Genomic DNA, 17,391 nt, shown 5'->3' with positions numbered 1-17,391 from the left:
TTTTTCATTTCAATCTCTTTTCCTATTAACTGTTGATCGCTGTTTCTAAACCAACTTCGATCATATCATTGAATGTTGTTTGGCGTTCTTCTGCAGTTGTTTCTTCGCCGGTCACTAAGCTATCACTAACTGTCATGATGGCTAACGCTTGCACATCAAATTTAGCTGCTAAGTAATATAATGCTGCGGCTTCCATTTCAATTGCTAATACGCCTAATTTCCCTAGTTCAAAAACACCGTCCATGCTGTCTTTGTAAAAGACATCGTCAGACAAGACATTTCCTACATGTGTCACAAAGCCTTTTTCTTTGGCCGTGGTGTATGATTTTAATAATAAATCAAAATCAGCGATTTGTGGAAAGTCATATTTGGGAAAATCGTTACGGATCATTGAAGAAGGGGTCGCGGCTGCTTGAGCAATTACTAAATCACGCACTCTGACTTTTTCAGAAATCGAACCGCAAGTACCAACACGAATCAGCTTTTTCACGCCATAAGAATTGATCAATTCATGGGCATAGATCGTCGCTGAGGGCATACCCATTCCTGTGCCTTGCACAGAAACTCGTTCGCCTTTATACGTCCCAGTATAGCCTAACATTCCTCTGACTTGATTGTAACACACCGGATTTTCTAAAAATGTTTCAGCAATGTATTTTGCGCGTAATGGATCTCCAGGCAACAAAATTTTATCTGCGATCTCGCCTTGTTTCGCTTCGATATGAACACTCATCTTTTTTCTCCTTTAACTGTACATTTTTATAATTCAGCTAATGTCGCTTTGACTAGCTCTTTAAATTGGCCCTTCACACGCTCAGTTGTTTCGACTACTTCTGCATGATTTAGACTACTTTGCATACCAGCAGCTAAGTTTGTAATACAAGAAATTCCCAAAACTTTTAACCCACTATGCGCTGCAACGATTACTTCTGATACGGTTGACATTCCAACTGCATCAGCTCCCATCACACGGGACATACGAATTTCAGCAGGCGTTTCATAGGTAGGTCCAGAATAGCCCATGTAAACCCCTTCTTGTAATAGAACATCTTGTGCTTTAGCGACTTTTCTAGCTATTTCAGCATATTCTGGCGTGTACGCATGACTCATATCTGGGAAACGCGGCCCCATTTCGTCATCATTTTCCCCGATCAATGGGTTGTCTCCTGTGAAATTGATATGATCTGTAATCAACATCAAATTCCCAGGTGTGAAGCTTTCATTCACGCCACCTGCAGCATTTGTCACAATAATAGAATGGGCACCTATCGCTGCCATCATGCGGACTGGATAGGTAACAGTTTGCATCGAATGACCTTCATAATAGTGAAAACGCCCTTGCATTGCTAAGACTTTTCGCCCTGAAAGAGTCCCATAAACTAATTTTCCAGCATGCCCCACAACAGCAGATACTGCAAAATGAGGGATTTCAGCAAATGGAATAGCAATTGCATCTTCTATTTCATCTGCTAATTCGCCTAAACCTGAGCCTAAGATCAAACCAAATTCTACTTCTTTAATGCCTTTTTCTTTTAAAAAGCTCGTTGTCTCTTTTAACATTCCACTTAAGTTCGTCATCGTTTCTCTCCTATACAAGTTTAGTTAAAAAGCTATCGCCATTTTCTGTTTTTGGAACTGCAAAATTCTCAGCTACCGTCGCTGAAATATCCGCATAATGTCCTTGCGGCAAGCTACCTTGTCCATTCATTTTTTTACTATAAACCAACAATGGAACATATTCTCTTGTATGATCTGTCCCAGGGAAGGTTGGATCATTCCCATGGTCTGCGGTTATCATCAGTAGATCATCTTCTTCCATAGCCTCAATGATTTCAGGAAGTCTTAAATCAAATGCTTCAATTGCATGCGCATAACCGACTACATCCCGACGATGACCATATAGCGCATCAAAATCTACTAAATTCGTAAAGCTTAGTCCTTCAAATTCTTTTTTCATCACTTTAAGCAATTGGTCTACGCCATCCATATTACTCTTCGTACGAACAGATTCTGTGATGCCCTGACCGTTGAAAATATCGTTGATTTTCCCTACTGCAATTACGTCTTTCCCATTTTCTTTCAATGAATCAAGAACAGTATGCCCAAATGGATCTAGCGCATAATCATGGCGGTTACTTGTTCTAGTAAAATTGCCTGGTTCACCAAGATACGGACGTGCAATGATCCGACCGATCATGTATGGCTCATCTTTGGTGATATCACGAACATATTGACAAATCCGATATAATTCTTCCAAAGGAATGATTTCTTCATGAGCCGCTATTTGTAACACTGGATCAGCAGATGTATAAACAATCAGGTCTCCTGTTTCCATTTGATGTTGTCCATAATCATCGATCACGGCTGTACCGCTGTATGGTTTGTTGCAGACAATCTTACGTCCTGAAAATTCTTCGATTTGTTTTAGCAATTCTTCTGGAAAACCATCAGGAAATACGCGGAATGGTTTTTGAATATTCAAGCCCATGATTTCCCAGTGCCCTGTCATTGTGTCTTTCCCTACAGAAACTTCTTCTAATTTCGTTGCATAGCCTTTATGGTCAGATACGGCTTCAACATTATGAAGAGGAGCGATTGTTCCTAAACCAAGCTTTTCTAAGTTAGGAATCGTCAACCCAGCTTCTTTTGCGATATGCCCTAATGTATCACTACCTACATCACCAAACTTTTCGGCATCAGGTGCTTCCCCGATTCCGACTGAATCCATTACAATTAAATGCACGCGTTTAAACATAACCATCCTTCTTTCTTTGAGATTATTTTAGAAATTTATCCTGTAAAACTTGACTGATAATTATTTATAAAAAGGGCAAGACTTCAGAAAATGTCCCATAGCCCCGCCCTTTTTTATACTAAATTATTCTATTTTGATTTGATATAGTTTTGTCCATTTGCTTTTGGTCCAGAAGCTTTGCCTAAGAAGACAACTAGCACAATGATAGTCAATACATAAGGTGCTGCTTGTAAGTAAACCGCTGGTATCGATGAAATAACTGGTAAATTCGATCCAGCAATACTGATATTTTGCGCGAAACCAAAGAATAAGGCAGCGCCCATCGCACCAAGTGGATTCCATTTACCAAAAATCATCGCCGCCATTGAAATAAACCCTTGCCCAGCAATCGTCGTTACTGCAAAACGGCCAGCGATTGTTTGAGCAAAAACCGCTCCACCAATCCCCCCTAAAAATCCAGAGATCAACACTCCAGCATAGCGCATTACATAAACGTTGATCCCTAATGTATCTGCTGCTTGAGGGTTCTCACCAACTGAGCGAAGGCGTAAGCCAAAACGAGTTTTGAACAAGACGAACCAAGAGAGGATTGCGACTAAGATTGCCACAAAAGCTGGTAACGTTGTTTGTTTAAAGAATAAATCGCCTAAAATAGGGATATCCTTTAAAACAGGAAATGTAAAATACCCAAATGATTCTGTGATCGTATCTGTTTGACCCTTACCATAAATGACCTTGATCAAGAAAATCCCTAAAGCTGGTGCCATTAAGTTAACCACGGTCCCGCTAATAATATGATCAGCTCTTAGGTTGATTGTTGCTACCGCATGAAGCAGTGAGAACAACATCCCGACTAAGCCGCCGACTAAACAAGCAAGCCACGGTGTTGCTGCCCCATATGTTTCGGCAAAAGTTAAGTTAAAAACGACTGAACTGAAAGCACCCATCACCATGATTCCTTCAAGTCCTACGTTTACAATACCACTACGCTCAGAAAATGTCCCACCCAAAGCCGTAAAGACTAAAGGAGTAGAATAAACCAAGGTTTGTGTAATAATCGGCGCTAATGTAGCGATCAATGCAATTTCCATTAGATTTTCCCTCCTTCTTGACTTGTTGGGTCTGTTTTTCCATCTAACTCTTCAACGATTGCTACTTCTTTTTTGCTGCCTGAAGCTTTAGCTAGTAAGAAGCGGATCAAGTAACTGATTGCTACAAAGAAAATGATTGCAGCAATAACTACATCTACTAATTCGATTGGAACCCCTGCTCGAAGCGGCATTCCTTGTCCGCCAAGCTTCAGCACACTGAAGAGAATCGCAGATAGGAAAATCCCTACAGAGCTGCCCGCACCTAACAAGGAAATCGCCATCCCATCAAATCCGATACTCAATGAAGAGCCTTGTACGAAGAAATTACCAAATGTTCCTAAGCCAAGAACTACTCCGCCTAAACCGGCTAACGTTCCTGAAATGACCATGGACATGACGATCGTCCGTTTACTACTCATTCCAGCATATTCGGAAGCAAAAGGATTCAATCCAACTGAACGGATCTCATAGCCTAAAGTTGTTTTCTTCATCAGGAACCAAATCAAAACAAGGAAAATAAGTGCTAGAAAAATCCCAATATTTAAACGAGAGCCACTACTCAATTCTTTTAAGAAGCCCGTTCGTAAGCTTGCGTTTTCTCCAATAACTTTTGTCACACCTTTGTTACTCATAAAATCTTTTGACATCACATTATTTACAATATGTGTGCTTGTATAAAGAAAAACATAATTCAACATGATTGTAACGATGACTTCACTTGTCCCAAAGAAAGCCCGCAATAGTCCAGGAATCGCTGCAGCTAATGCTCCGGCTAAAGCGCCCGCAAGTACAGCTAAGGGTAAAACAACTAAACGTGGCGCATCTGCCATCGTTAAAGCTACCCAAATACTTGTTACCCAACCACACAGTGCTTGACCTGAAAGACCGATGTTAAAGAATCCAGCCGAATTTGCTACTGCAAATCCTAAGGCTGTGAAAATCAACGGCCCCGCTGTTACGAATATTTCTCCGATACTCTTCGGACTTTGAAAAGCAGTTTGCAGCATTGCTTGATACCCTGCAATCGGGTCCTGACCCGAAATAAGCATAATAATTGCTCCAAGAATAAAGCCCATCAATACGGATAAAACAGGAACTAAAATATTCCGTATTCGTTCTGTTTGATTATTCAACTGCCTCACCTGCCTCTTGCCTTAATTCTGCTCTAGCTTCTTCTAATGAATAGCCTGCCATTAATAAACCTAATTCATTTTCAGTTGTTTCTTTCGGATCAACGATCCCTACGATTTTACCTGCGTGAATAACGGCAATTCGATCAGATACATTCAAAATTTCATCTAATTCAAAGCTAACAACTAATACTGCTTTCTCTTTATCTCGTTGTTCGATCAGGCGCTTATGGATATACTCGATAGCACCAACATCTAACCCACGCGTTGGTTGTGACACGATCAATAAATCTGGATCACGATCGATTTCACGAGCGATAATCGCTTTTTGTTGATTCCCTCCAGATAAAGCCTTCGCTGGGACCAACTCATTTACTGTCCGTACATCATATTCTTCTATTAATCTGCGTGCGTATGAATTGATTTGATTATAGTTTAAAACGCCCGTGTTACTTAACGGCTTTTTATAGTAAGTTTGTAACGCAATATTTTCTGCCAAGCTCATATCTAAGATTAAGCCATACTTATGACGATCTTCTGGAACATGCCCAACGCCTGCTTCTGTAATTGCACGAGGGTGTTTATTTGTAATGGCTTCTCCTCTTAGTTCAACTGACCCGCTCTCTGCTTTACGTAAGCCAGTTAATGCTTGAATCAATTCGGTTTGACCGTTACCATCGATTCCTGCAATACCAACTACTTCACCAGCTCGTACATCCAAGCTAAGACCTTTCACAGCTTCTAACCCACGACTTTCTTTCACAACTAAATCTTTGATTGAAAGAACGACTTCCTTAGGCTCTGCAATTTTCTTTTCTGTCTTAAACGAAACAGAACGCCCAACCATCATATCTGCCAACTGTTGTGATGAAACATCTCGAACATTTACCGTGTCAATACTTTGACCACGGCGAATCACTGTACAACGATCTGCAACTTTTTTGATTTCATCTAATTTATGTGTAATCAAAATAATTGATTTACCTTCTTGAACAAGACCACGCATGATGTCGATCAACTCATCGATCTCCTGAGGTGTCAATACGGCGGTTGGCTCATCGAAAATCAGAACATCGGCGCCTCGATACAACGTTTTCAAAATTTCCACACGTTGTTGGGCACCCACAGAGATATCCCGAATATAAGCACCTGGATCTACTGACAATCCATACTGCTCAGAAACTCGTTTGATTTCTGCTGTTGCTTTTTTGCGGTCTAGTATACCAACTTTTGTCGGTTCACTTCCCAGAACGATATTTTCTGTCACTGTAAATGCATCTACTAGCATAAAGTGTTGGTGGACCATTCCGATTCCTAAGTGGTTTGCAGTAGTCGGTCCATTGATTGATACTTTTGACCCATTCATAAAGATTTCACCTGATGTTGGTTCTAACAAACCAGATAAAATATTCATCAAGGTGGATTTCCCAGCACCATTTTCTCCAAGCAACGCATGGATTTCTCCAGGGCGGACAGTTAAGTTGATATTGTCATTGGCCTTAAACGTCCCGAACTGCTTAGTGATATTGCGCATCTCAATTACATAGTTTTCTTGAGCCACATTTTTCACATCCTAACGATTTAATCACTTATATCATTTATTAACACGGTACTTCTAAAAAATAAAGTAGCTTTTAGGCTCTTAAAGAAAGAAAATGAGTGGTATCTCCCTTCATTTTCTTTCTTTAAAGGCTTAACAAACCCTTGATGGCGTTAGAACAAAAGTGTCCAGCAACTTTTGTTCTAACAATCATCTCATCAAGTATAATGATTACTCTTTTACATCTTTGGGAACTTCTGGAACAGTGATTTTTTCAGCGATGATTTCTTCTTTTACTTTTTCAACAGCAGCTTTTGTATCATCAGTTAAATAGCCATCTGTTAAATCAACACCGCCATCTTTCAATCCATATACTAAGTGCTCCCCACCAGGGAATTTATCTTCTAACGCACGATTAGAAATATCTTGTACAGCAGCACCAACACCTTTAAGTGTTGATGTTAAAGTGAAGTTATCTTCTTTACCGTCTTTTGTTTTGTATTTGCCTTCTTTATCTTGGTCACTATCTACACCGATTACCCAGACTTTGTCTTTTGAACCAGTTTCGTTTAAATCTTTTGCTTCTTGGAAGACACCTTGCCCTGTACCACCTGAAGCGTGGAAGATAATGTCTGCGCCTTTTTGATACATAGAAGCTGCTAATGCTTTCCCTTTAGCAGGATCGCCAAATGATGCTGCATATTCGATTTCAACTTTAATGTCTTTGCCTAACTCTTTAGCAGTATCGATCACACCTTGATGGAATCCAGCTTCAAAACGGTCGATAACCGCGCCTTCTTCACCACCAATAAAGCCAACCGTATTTGTTTTTGTCGTACGTGCTGCAGCGACACCTGCTAAGTAAGAAGCTTCTTGGTCTTTGAACGTTGCAGATACTACGTTATCTTTTCCTTCAATAACACTATCAACGATACCAAATTGAGTATCTGGATTTGCATCAGCTGCTGTACCGATTGAATCAGCTAGTAAGTAGCCAATACCAAAGACTGTTTTAAATCCGTTAGAAACAGCTGTATCAATATTTGTTACGTATTCTGAAGCATCGTTTGATTGAATGTAATCAAATCCGTCTGCTCCTTTTTTAAGATCATGTTCTTTACCCCAATCTTGTAAACCTTCCCACGCTGATTGGTTAAATGAACGGTCATCTACCCCGCCAATATCAGTAACGATAACAACGCTGTGATCTGCATCCCCGCCTGCTGATTTTCCATCTGTTGAATCTTTTTTACCTCCACCACATGCTGCTAATGCAACAGTCAATGCTAGTGCAGTCAAGCCAAAACCAAATAATTTTGCTTTTTTCATCTCTGTAAAGCCCCCTAAAATAGTTTTATATTTTCAACAGTCAGATGACTGAATGAACCAAAATAATAATGAAACACTTCTGTACTTTGCGTACCTTAAACTTTTCAATAGCACGATAAAGGTTGACAGGTTTAGCTTGTGTGTAGATAACTCTCAAAAAGTCAAAGAGAAGCGAATAAAATACCTTACAGATCTTTTTCCGTAAAAGCATACGGTAGAAGCTCAGCTACGGTCATTTCTTTGGTAACACCTTGTTCTCCTACCAAGGTAACTGGCATATCAGGCGCACAAAATTCAGCCATCACTTGTCGGCATGCGCCGCACGGAGAGATTGGCTCTGGTGTATTTCCCGCAATTACTAAATGGTGAAATTCTCGTTCACCTTCTGAAACAGCTTTGAATAGTGCTGTCCGTTCTGCACAATTGGTCAATCCATAAGAAGCATTTTCGATATTGACTCCTTGATAGGTTTTACCTTCTTTGGTAATCAGGCATGCACCCACTGGAAAATGAGAATACGGTACATATGCTTTTGTTAACGCATCATCTGCGATCGCTAACCATTCTTGTTTGGCTGTCATTAGCTTAATACCCTGCTCCAGTTGAGCCTTCCATGATTGCAACGCCTGCACTTGTTCCAATGCGTGTAGCACCTGCATCGATCATCGCTTTGGCTTGTGCTTCATTATGAATACCACCCGACGCTTTGACACCCATGTCTGGTCCTACTGTTTCACGCATTAATTTAACATCTGCAACTGTAGCGCCCCCTGTTGAAAAACCAGTTGATGTTTTAACAAAGTCGGCACCTACTTCTTTAGCAAGTTCACAGACTTTGATTTTTTCTTCATCTGTTAGTAAGGCTGTCTCAATGATTACCTTGACTAAGGCTTGCCCCTTCGCTGCATCAACAACGGCTTGAATATCCTTCAAGACTTTTTTGTATTGCTTAGATTTAAGAGCACCAACGTTAATGACCATATCGACCTCTGTCGCACCATTGTTGATCGCATCTGTTGCTTCATAGGCTTTTACTTCTGATGTATTAGCGCCTAAAGGAAAACCAATTACTGTACAAACAGCCACAGAAGTTCCCGCTAAGTGTTCTTTTGCTAACGCAACCCAGCATGGATTAATACAAACTGAGAAGAATTCATATTTTTTAGCTTCTTCAATAATTCGTAAAACGTCCTCTTCCTTTGCATCTGCTTTTAAAATAGTGTGGTCAATCATTTGATTTAATTCCATTATTTTTTTACACATCCTTTATGCTGTTATTATATCATGAATCAGCTCAGGTTCAGTGCCAGAACTGCCGATTTCGATATTTTTATATAAAAGTTCTTTTACGTGGTCGATTGAATCTGAATTTGAATAAATAGTCAGCAATGACTCACCAGAACTCACTGCCATCCCTACTTTTTTATGCAGTTTGATTCCTACTGCATGATCCACTTCATCTTCTTTCGTTGCACGCCCTGCCCCCAAGAGCATTGCAGCAATACCGATTTCATTTGCTACAAGCTTTTGAACAACACCAGATGTTTGAGCTGGTAATTCTATTTGATATTTAGCTGTCAACAAAAGCTCAGGAGCATCGATGATGGTGTCATCTCCACCTTGGTTGCGGATCATTTCTCGGAATTTTTCCAATGCTTTACCTGATTCCAACGCCTCTTTCAACATCTCACGAGCATCGTCTAATGTAGTTGCTTTTTTTGCTAGAACGACCATTTGACTGCCTAAAATATAGCACATTTCCAACAAGTCTTCTGGTCCTTTGCCTTGCAGTGTCTCGATTGCTTCAACAACTTCTAAACTATTGCCGATTGCTTCACCTAACGGTTGAGACATATCAGAAATCACCGCCATTGTCTGGCGATTCGCTAAATGTCCGATCCGAACCATTGTTTCTGCTAAGCGGCGGGCTTCATCGATATTTTTCATAAAAGCACCTTCACCAGTCGTTACATCCAATACGATTGCATCCGCACCCGCAGCGATTTTTTTACTCATGATCGAACTTGCAATCAGCGGGATCGAATTGACCGTCGCTGTAACATCGCGTAATGCATATAATTTTTTATCTGCTGGCGCTAAATCACCTGACTGACCAATTACTGCTACGTGACTTTCATTTACAAAACGAATAAATTCAGCATCAGGTATTTCTACATGAAACCCTGGTATCGCTTCTAACTTATCCAATGTTCCACCTGTATAACCAAGACCTCTCCCAGACATTTTGGCCACACTAGCACCAACACTGGCAACTAGCGGCGCTAAAATCAGCGTTGTGGTGTCACCTACACCACCGGTAGAATGCTTATCTACTTTGATTCCTTTAATTGATGAAAGATCAATCATTTCACCTGAGTTAGCCATCGCCAACGTCAGGGTCGTAATTTCTTCATCTGTCATATCTTTGTAAAAAATAGTCATTAAAAAGGCGCTCATCTGATAATCTGGAATATCCCCTTTGGTATAACCAGAAATAATGAATTGAATTTCTTCATCTGTTAAGACCTGTCCATCTCGTTTTTTTTCGATCAAATCTACCATTCTCATGCTTTTTTTGCCTCCGAATCAATCCTCAAGGATGTATTATACACTAAAATTGTTCAGGTTAAAACCTTTTAGTAAAACAGTTTACTAACGCTTTCATATTTTGAAAACGCTTATAACACGAACAATAAATCAAATCCCGCTAATTGTCAATCGATTTCGTGCTATTTCTTAAAATAAATGTTGTATCAAAAATTTTATTGGGTATTTTTTTCTTTGGATCATTGATGGACTCTACTAAAAATTGCGCCGCATAAAAACCAATATCAAAGCTTGGTTGATAGACAGTCGTTAAACCTGGCACCAAATATTCAGAGATCTCCAATCCATCAAAACCAATCACTGAAATATCTTCTGGAATTTTTTTTCCACACTCTTCGATTGCCTGATAAGCGCCCATAGCCATTTCATCATTGCCGCAAAAGATCGCTGTAATTTTTTGATTTTTCAAAACTTTTTTAGCTGCTGTATAACCACCACCTAAATTTAGGTCCCCGCTGCACATATATTCTTCCCGTATAGAAATACCGTTATCTTTCAATGCATGCTGATACGCAGTCACTCTTTCAGTTAACTGATAATAGCCGTCGTTTTCTTTCAACATCCCGATATGCCGATGCCCTTGTTCAATCAACGAACTGACAGCTTGATACGCACCTTCATATTCTTTTACGATCAAGCGGCCGCTTTCTCGTGGATTGATTCCTCGATCGACCAAAATAACTGGAACTTTCCGTTTACTTTTATTTCTCAAAATGTGATTAGCTGGTAAAATATTCGGTGTAGCAAAAATAATGCCATCTACCGAACGGTGCACAAGTTCAGTGACATATTGCGTCGCCTTTTCTTCATCATGTTTTGAATTACATAATAAAATCATGTAACCAAGAGAATTCAAATAGGTTTCTACCCCTTCGATCACCTTAGCAAAGAAAAAATCAGTTACATCTGGCACAACCATCCCGATTGTTTTTGAATGACGTGTGATAATGTTCGAAGCAAAATAATCTGGCTTATAATCGTATTCTTCCACCACAGCCAACACTTTATTTCTCGTTTTTTCACTAAAGCGGCTACCTTTATTGTTGATGATTTGAGACACTGTTGTAACTGATACACCTGCCATATCTGCAATTTCTTTAATGGTCAACTTCATACTCATTCTCCCTTTGTTGACACACCTACCAAGAATGTCAACGTTTTCATTTTACTTATCGAATAATTCTAGTTTAGCAGAACTTAATATAATAGAATAGCTTATCTTCTTTTACACACCTCAATCTTTGCTCTAAATAACTGCGAAGAGAGCGTTGCTTTGCTCCCCTCTCCGCTTTAACAATTATTTTCTAGTCAACTTTCACCAATTATTCGTCAACATCAATAAACCAGGAATCCAGCAGGTAACAATTCCTTCAAAAATCGCGAAATACAAGACTGGCTTTCCAATTTTCTTTTTCAAAACATATTCAATAAAGCCTGTCATCCATAAAATTCCCCAAGACAACCAAATCAAAGCAAAACGCCAATCGCCATCTACTGTAAACGAAATGTATGCCGCTGGAATCGTATTTATCGCAACAAATAAAGCAAATATTCCATAAATCCGCATATCTAAATCAAACACATAAATCAGACCGACCATCAAGTAAGTGAACGCAAATAAATAACCAGTCCCCGCGTCATAATAAGCACCTCGAGATAAATAAAGGGTATTGATAATAAAAGACAAACTTCCTGTCAGCAAATTTAATAGACCAGTCGATTTTTTATCTACTCCAACCAAGCCGCAATATCCATTACTAATCAAGGTAATCGCCACAAATAAGAGCCCTACTCCTAACAAAAAAATCCCTCCAACTAAATAATAAAAAAGAGTGTTTTTAAGAACCCCTTGTACTTTAAATCCTCTGAAAAATCTACTCGTCTTTATAGTATACCACGACTCTTATTGACAGAGTGTACAACGCGTGTTAAAGTCTTCAAAATACTGATTGAAGAAGACCACAAAATTTCAACAAAAAAGAGAGGATGATACTGTGAAACGTGAACGCGTCAAAAAACTACCAAAAATAGAGTTGCATTGTCATTTAGACGGCTCAATTCGCCCAGAAACTTTACGAAAAATAGCCCTTCAACATAACATTTATTTACCTTCTGAACAAGACCAATTGAAAAATCTGTTAGTTGCTCCTCAAGATTGCCAAAATTTGAGCGACTATTTAGAGCGTTTCGATCTAGTTTTGACCTGTCTGCAAACAGAATCTGCGCTAAAAGCTGCTGCATTTGACGTGATCAGTCAAGCCGCTGAAGAGAATATCTATTATATCGAAGTTCGGTTTGCTCCTTCCTTACATACAAAAAAAGGTCTCTCTTTACCTAAGGTCATAACCGCTGTATTAGCTGGTCTGGAGCAAGGTCAACAACAATTTGGGGTAAAAAGTAATGCATTATTATGCGGTATGCGCCATGAAGAGTTGTCTGATATCGCAAAAATCGTTCAATTGGCCGATACGTTCAAAACAGATGGCATCGTGGGATTTGATCTGGCAGGCAACGAATTAGATTTTCCGCCCTATACCTTCGAAGAGACATTAGGTCTTGTTGAGCAATTAAAGATTCCTTTAACATTACATGCTGGCGAATGTGGATGTGGTCAAAATGTCGCTGATGCTGTTTATTTAGGCGCTAAACGGATTGGACACGGGATTGCTGTAAAAGATTCTCCGAACTATTTTCCATTATTAAAAGAAAAAGATATTTTAATCGAAATGTGTCCCACAAGTAATTTTCAAACTAAAACTGTTACTACATTAGCGGATTACCCATTCCGTTTGTTTCTTGATGCAGGAATCAAGGTTTGTATCAATACGGATAATCGCACCGTTTCGAATACAACATTGACCGACGAATTTATGAAGCTTTATGAATGGTACGGTATCACATACGCGGACATGGAACAATTGAATCATAATGCGATCAATGGTGCTTTCATCTCTGATGAAGAAAAAAGAACTTTGCATGAACAATTGACGAACAATTATTAGCTAACCTAAATAGGCAGAAAGAACCGCTACTCGATTCTTCTGCCTATTTTTTTCTTAAGTTAATGAAATACCAATACTACGGTTTAACAATACCTGTTTGGTCAACACCAATGATTTGCCAATCATAAATTCTAGCTGTCTTCCCATTTTTTTCTGCCTTTTCTAAAACTAGCTTGACATATCTTGCTTCCACTAAGCCAATTGCATCTTTGCTATGATCTAAGGTATTCCCTCTTTTTTGCACAGCAGTTCTCCAATTGCTTCCGTCATCACTTACTGAAATATCATACTCCCTCGTATTCCATTCTGAACTTTCGCCACCTGCGCCAGCATGGAATAATTCAAATCCAGCAATTGTTTTTACTGTGCCTAAATCAGCAATCATCCAAGGTTTGTCACTGCTATTATCACACCATTTCGTTTTCAAGTTCCCGTCTAAAGCAAAGCGATAGCTTTCTCCTTCATTTGTATAACCAGAGCCTTGGTCCGCAGTAGTTGTTGGTAATACTGATAGATTCTCTATTTTAATCCCAGTATTTTGATCATAAACGTAAAGATACTTTTCCTTGATGATCTCAGTCTCACCTGAAGCATTAACTGCCGTTGCTCTTACAGAATACGTACCTGCTTTGGCAAAGGATAGTGTCATTTCTTGTCCAGAAGCAGTTTCTGGTGTTGCACCAACCACTTCCCAGTTCACGGTTTCTGTAGATTTAGAAACCGTTGCATCTAGAGTGATTGTTTCTCCTACAGAAACTAATGTGCTGCTAGCATTAATCGCTATCTCAGGTTTTTTTAGCGCTTCAAATGGATAAACAGCTGTGGTCCCTTTACTTTGCTGTTCTCGACCATAATGATCAACTGGAACTACACGATAATTTGCAGTATCTTCTATTCGTTCTTGATTTAATAATGTATAGGAGTTGTTTGCTGTTTCTCCTTCAAACTGCCATGTCCCAGCCACTTTTCGGTAAATGCGATAAGAGTTAGTGTTTTTCCCCTTCGTCTCCCAACGTATACGAATACTTTCTGTTAAATCATCAATAACTGTTTTTCCTGAAAAGGTAAGTTTGCTGACTGGACTGATTGATACTTTTTTTTCTTTTCCAATTCTTAATTGCCCCAAACGAATTGAAGCCGGACCTGTCTGATTATTCTTGATATCCAAGCCAATAGTCGTAATTGCTTTGCCGCTTGCTGCTTTTAAGGAATATGTCGTTTGTACCCAGCCATTTGCCAACATTTGTTGTTCACCTTGAATCGTCACTGGTTTTTCTTTTCCCTTAAGTTCTAAAACTAAAGATACGTTGTCTGCTCCTTTTGTCACGACAGCGGCTGTCTCAGAGGCGCTCACTTTCAATTGAGAAGCATATAATTGAATAAACGTTCGTTTGTCAGCGGTCATCGTTCCAGATAAATTGATCGACGAACCACCATTAAATGCATCTTTATAATCGATTGTTGCTTCAAGTTGATTGCCTGCTTCATTGTCAATAACCCAGCGATAGGTAGGCATAACGTCTTGAATACTACGATTATTAAAGCTTCCTTCTTTGACTTTTGTACCATCTAAATAAAAACCATCCCCATTTCCAACATTAAAATTTGTTAAAAACGGTACACTTGTAATGGGTGTTTTCTCCACGTAATATCTAGAAACGCCCTGCCACTCACTTTTAGCACTTTCTACCGAGCGAGGATCTCCTTGTGAATTTATCCAAAGTAATGTTTCGTTTTCCCAATAACGATCAACATCGTACTGACCGCCATCACGTAGTGTCCAATCTGGACAGTACAGTCCTAGTGAGAGAAGTGGTTGTCCATTTTCCCCTAAAATGCTACTTGGTTTTCGCCGGCTATTTATGCCGTTCGCTTGAACGTCGATGCCTGCAAATAAATCATATGGGTCACGCTTCAGCTGAACCGCCTTTGCTCTTGATGTTTCAAGATTCTGCCAGCGGAAATCAACAAACATTTTATCCGAAACACGTTTTTTCCCTTCTTGGAAGTATCCTTGATTTTGTTCATTTAGGGCACCTTGCCAATCAACAGCACCAGTTGGAATCATCGAGTCATACCAAATAACCTGCTGTTTTTTTGGTTTACGAGCTTGTAAATAGCTCATACATTCTTTCATAGCAGTCGCTGTTTGTGCATCAACATTGGTTTCTTGATTGATAAACCATCCATCAAAACCATAGGCTGCCGACATTTCTAACAACTTATCTGCCATTGGAAATTTTCCTGTGCGATCTTTTTGTACGAATTGCTCTACCCATTCACTTTTACCACCATAAGCTTCTGGCGGAAAGAAAACAGTTCCAACAATCGGCACGCCATTTCTATGGGCTACATCCGTGATATCACCGCTTGGTGGAACTATGATTCCTTCACCAGAAGAACCCGCCCAAGCAACTAATGTATCCACATACTGCCAATTTGTAAAATTGTAGACCGCTTTATCTGTACCACCTTGTGATGGCGTTCCTTTCGTATGCCGATTAACAATTGCGATTGACAGAACTTTGGCTTCTGTACTCTGATCTACATTCATTTTCTTTCCTTGCACACGAGTCGCTAAAGGAACTTTAGAACTATTAAATGGTGCGTCAGGATCGTTTTTAGCATCCCAGCTGAGTAACGTATCTGGAAATAAGGCTGTCGCTTCTGGTACTTGATCAAACAACGGGATAGCTATTTCCTTATTACTTCTTGATTCTAGCGATTCTGCATAAACCCTTGATACCGATGCACCGCCTAATAGAGTGAACACAACAGCTGCACTACAACACACATGTTTCAAAGTTTTTCTTTTCAATGAATGAACCCCCTTAATCATTTTCCCTAAATTCCAGCATTATTCATCCTCCTGAAAATGATAACGCTTTCCATCTTTTTTATAAATAGAGAAACTATAGCATTTGTATCAAAAAGTATAGGTTCTTTTTGTAGAAAAAAAAGACAGCTAGACTATTGAATATTATGACCAATAATCCAGCTATCGTTTTACTTAATCAAGATATAGACAATTCCCTGTGCATCAGCTTACGAATTCATCTGATTTAATTTCACATTTCTCTTTAGCTAAAAGCAAGCAACCCATTGTCCCGCTGTTATCTCCTAAATCACACCCTACGATATAGTCCTCTAACACAGGCAACGCTACATAACCGCCCAATTGCCTTTCTAACGATGCGCGGATTTTTGGAAACAGTTGCGTCTGTTTCATAACACCGCCGCCTAAAATAATTTTTTCTGGCGACAATGTTAGTGTATAATTCATCAACGCTTGTGCAATATAAAAGGCTTCAATTTCCCAAATATCATGCGTCGCTTCTAGTAACTGCCCTTTGATTCCGGTCCTCTTCTCCAATGCTGGACCTGCTGCTAATCCCTCTAAACAATTATCATGGTACGGACATGCACTTTCTACTGTATCACCTGGATAACGTTGAACAGAGATATGCCCCATCTCTGGATGACTAAATCCTTGCAGAACGGTTCCATTGACAACAGCACCTCCACCAACACCTGTGCCTACCGTCAAGTAGATACAGCTTTCAGTATCTTTCCCTGCACCTAAATGCATTTCGCCATACGCTGCTGCATTAACATCCGTCGTCCAAGCAACCGGAACCTGATAGCGCTCTTTTAAGGACCCTAAAAGATCGATATTTTGCCAGCCTGGTTTCGGTGTAGAGGTGATATATCCGTAAGTACTAGACTTACTATTAACATCAATAGGTCCAAACGAGCCTATCCCAAGTGCTATTAACGGATACGCGTCAAAAAATGCAAAAACTTCATCCAAGGTTACTTTCGGTGACCTCGTTGGTAAGTTGATTCGTTCAATAATGTTTAATTGCTCATCTGCGACTGCACAGACAAATTTTGTACCGCCAGCTTCGATTGATCCATAGTACGTCATCTAGCTTTC

General features: G+C 39.6%; 15 protein-coding genes. 1 reads left to right on the top strand and 14 read right to left on the bottom strand.

The features are described 5' to 3' along the window. Nucleotides 1-25 precede the first annotated feature (25 nt). The 12 genes from deoD to IGJ55_RS01830 form a co-directional block, all read right to left on the bottom strand. Nucleotides 26-733: a purine-nucleoside phosphorylase gene (deoD, locus tag IGJ55_RS01885; protein WP_010761702.1), complete on the bottom strand. Its 708-nt coding sequence runs from the start codon at nt 731-733 to the stop codon at nt 26-28. 26 nt (nt 734-759) lie between these two features. Further along, the gene (locus IGJ55_RS01880) at nt 760-1,578 is read right to left on the bottom strand and encodes a purine-nucleoside phosphorylase (RefSeq protein WP_429951036.1); all 819 of its coding nucleotides are present in this window, start codon (nt 1,576-1,578) and stop codon (nt 760-762) included. Between the two features lie 10 nt (nt 1,579-1,588). Beyond that, entirely contained in the window at nt 1,589-2,755 is a 1,167-nt protein-coding gene (deoB, locus tag IGJ55_RS01875) for a phosphopentomutase (RefSeq protein WP_069641173.1), read from the bottom strand. Nucleotides 2,756-2,883: 128 nt separating this feature from the next. Beyond that, complete coding sequence (locus IGJ55_RS01870; RefSeq protein WP_430607222.1) at nt 2,884-3,846, bottom strand: ABC transporter permease; 963 nt, start codon at nt 3,844-3,846, stop codon at nt 2,884-2,886. Further along, nucleotides 3,846-4,979: an ABC transporter permease gene (locus IGJ55_RS01865; RefSeq protein WP_069641171.1), complete on the bottom strand. Its 1,134-nt coding sequence runs from the start codon at nt 4,977-4,979 to the stop codon at nt 3,846-3,848. The genes IGJ55_RS01870 and IGJ55_RS01865 overlap by 1 nt, the downstream gene beginning before the upstream one ends. Next, a complete protein-coding gene (locus tag IGJ55_RS01860) occupies nt 4,972-6,537 on the bottom strand; it encodes an ABC transporter ATP-binding protein (protein WP_429951038.1) in 1,566 nt (521 codons plus the stop codon). Before IGJ55_RS01860 ends, IGJ55_RS01865 begins: the two co-directional genes overlap by 8 nt. 210 nt (nt 6,538-6,747) lie before the next feature. Continuing rightward, the gene (locus tag IGJ55_RS01855) at nt 6,748-7,845 is read right to left on the bottom strand and encodes a BMP family lipoprotein (RefSeq protein ID WP_069641169.1); all 1,098 of its coding nucleotides are present in this window, start codon (nt 7,843-7,845) and stop codon (nt 6,748-6,750) included. A 185-nt stretch (nt 7,846-8,030) separates the two neighbouring features. Next, a complete protein-coding gene (locus IGJ55_RS01850; RefSeq protein WP_069641168.1) occupies nt 8,031-8,426 on the bottom strand; it encodes a cytidine deaminase in 396 nt (131 codons plus the stop codon). Between the two features lie 4 nt (nt 8,427-8,430). After that, nucleotides 8,431-9,093 carry a deoxyribose-phosphate aldolase gene (deoC, locus tag IGJ55_RS01845; protein ID WP_207120408.1) on the bottom strand — a complete coding sequence of 221 codons (663 nt, stop codon included), beginning with the start codon at nt 9,091-9,093 and terminating at the stop codon, nt 8,431-8,433. A gap of 18 nt (nt 9,094-9,111) precedes the next feature. Next, entirely contained in the window at nt 9,112-10,413 is a 1,302-nt protein-coding gene (locus tag IGJ55_RS01840; RefSeq protein ID WP_430607221.1) for a pyrimidine-nucleoside phosphorylase, read from the bottom strand. A 139-nt stretch (nt 10,414-10,552) separates the two neighbouring features. Continuing rightward, entirely contained in the window at nt 10,553-11,566 is a 1,014-nt protein-coding gene (locus tag IGJ55_RS01835; RefSeq protein ID WP_069641165.1) for a LacI family DNA-binding transcriptional regulator, read from the bottom strand. A 201-nt stretch (nt 11,567-11,767) separates the two neighbouring features. Then, nucleotides 11,768-12,253 carry an AmiS/UreI family transporter gene (locus tag IGJ55_RS01830; protein WP_069641164.1) on the bottom strand — a complete coding sequence of 162 codons (486 nt, stop codon included), beginning with the start codon at nt 12,251-12,253 and terminating at the stop codon, nt 11,768-11,770. Nucleotides 12,254-12,446: 193 nt separating this feature from the next. On the opposite strand from IGJ55_RS01830, the gene add reads away from it, so the two are divergent. After that, on the top strand, nt 12,447-13,454 hold the full coding sequence (add, locus tag IGJ55_RS01825) for an adenosine deaminase (protein WP_207120405.1): 1,008 nt from the start codon (nt 12,447-12,449) through the stop codon (nt 13,452-13,454). Between the two features lie 76 nt (nt 13,455-13,530). On the opposite strand, the gene IGJ55_RS01820 is transcribed toward add, so the two are convergent. Together IGJ55_RS01820 and IGJ55_RS01815 are read right to left on the bottom strand one after the other, a co-directional pair. Beyond that, nucleotides 13,531-16,272: an endo-beta-N-acetylglucosaminidase gene (locus IGJ55_RS01820; protein ID WP_430607220.1), complete on the bottom strand. Its 2,742-nt coding sequence runs from the start codon at nt 16,270-16,272 to the stop codon at nt 13,531-13,533. A 222-nt stretch (nt 16,273-16,494) separates the two neighbouring features. After that, nucleotides 16,495-17,382 (bottom strand): ROK family protein, encoded by an 888-nt coding sequence (locus IGJ55_RS01815; RefSeq protein ID WP_207120403.1) that lies wholly within the window; start codon nt 17,380-17,382, stop codon nt 16,495-16,497. Nucleotides 17,383-17,391 lie beyond the last annotated feature (9 nt).

Origin of the sequence: Enterococcus sp. AZ170 (assembly GCF_050545135.1) — a bacterium.
GTDB classification, from domain to species: domain Bacteria; phylum Bacillota; class Bacilli; order Lactobacillales; family Enterococcaceae; genus Enterococcus_L; species Enterococcus_L ureilyticus.
This window is presented reverse-complemented; position numbering and strand designations above follow the sequence as displayed.

What these genes read in the sequence shown, in the direction of transcription:
- deoD (WP_010761702.1), bottom strand. Translation starts at nt 733, where the DNA reads ATGAGTGTTCATATCGAAGCGAAACAAGGCGAGATCGCAGATAAAATT.
- IGJ55_RS01880 (WP_429951036.1), bottom strand. Translation starts at nt 1,578, where the DNA reads ATGACGAACTTAAGTGGAATGTTAAAAGAGACAACGAGCTTTTTAAAA.
- deoB (WP_069641173.1), bottom strand. Translation starts at nt 2,755, where the DNA reads ATGTTTAAACGCGTGCATTTAATTGTAATGGATTCAGTCGGAATCGGG.
- IGJ55_RS01870 (WP_430607222.1), bottom strand. Translation starts at nt 3,846, where the DNA reads ATGGAAATTGCATTGATCGCTACATTAGCGCCGATTATTACACAAACC.
- IGJ55_RS01855 (WP_069641169.1), bottom strand. Translation starts at nt 7,845, where the DNA reads ATGAAAAAAGCAAAATTATTTGGTTTTGGCTTGACTGCACTAGCATTG.
- IGJ55_RS01850 (WP_069641168.1), bottom strand. Translation starts at nt 8,426, where the DNA reads ATGACAGCCAAACAAGAATGGTTAGCGATCGCAGATGATGCGTTAACA.
- deoC (WP_207120408.1), bottom strand. Translation starts at nt 9,093, where the DNA reads ATGGAATTAAATCAAATGATTGACCACACTATTTTAAAAGCAGATGCA.
- IGJ55_RS01840 (WP_430607221.1), bottom strand. Translation starts at nt 10,413, where the DNA reads ATGAGAATGGTAGATTTGATCGAAAAAAAACGAGATGGACAGGTCTTA.
- IGJ55_RS01835 (WP_069641165.1), bottom strand. Translation starts at nt 11,566, where the DNA reads ATGAAGTTGACCATTAAAGAAATTGCAGATATGGCAGGTGTATCAGTT.
- IGJ55_RS01815 (WP_207120403.1), bottom strand. Translation starts at nt 17,382, where the DNA reads ATGACGTACTATGGATCAATCGAAGCTGGCGGTACAAAATTTGTCTGT.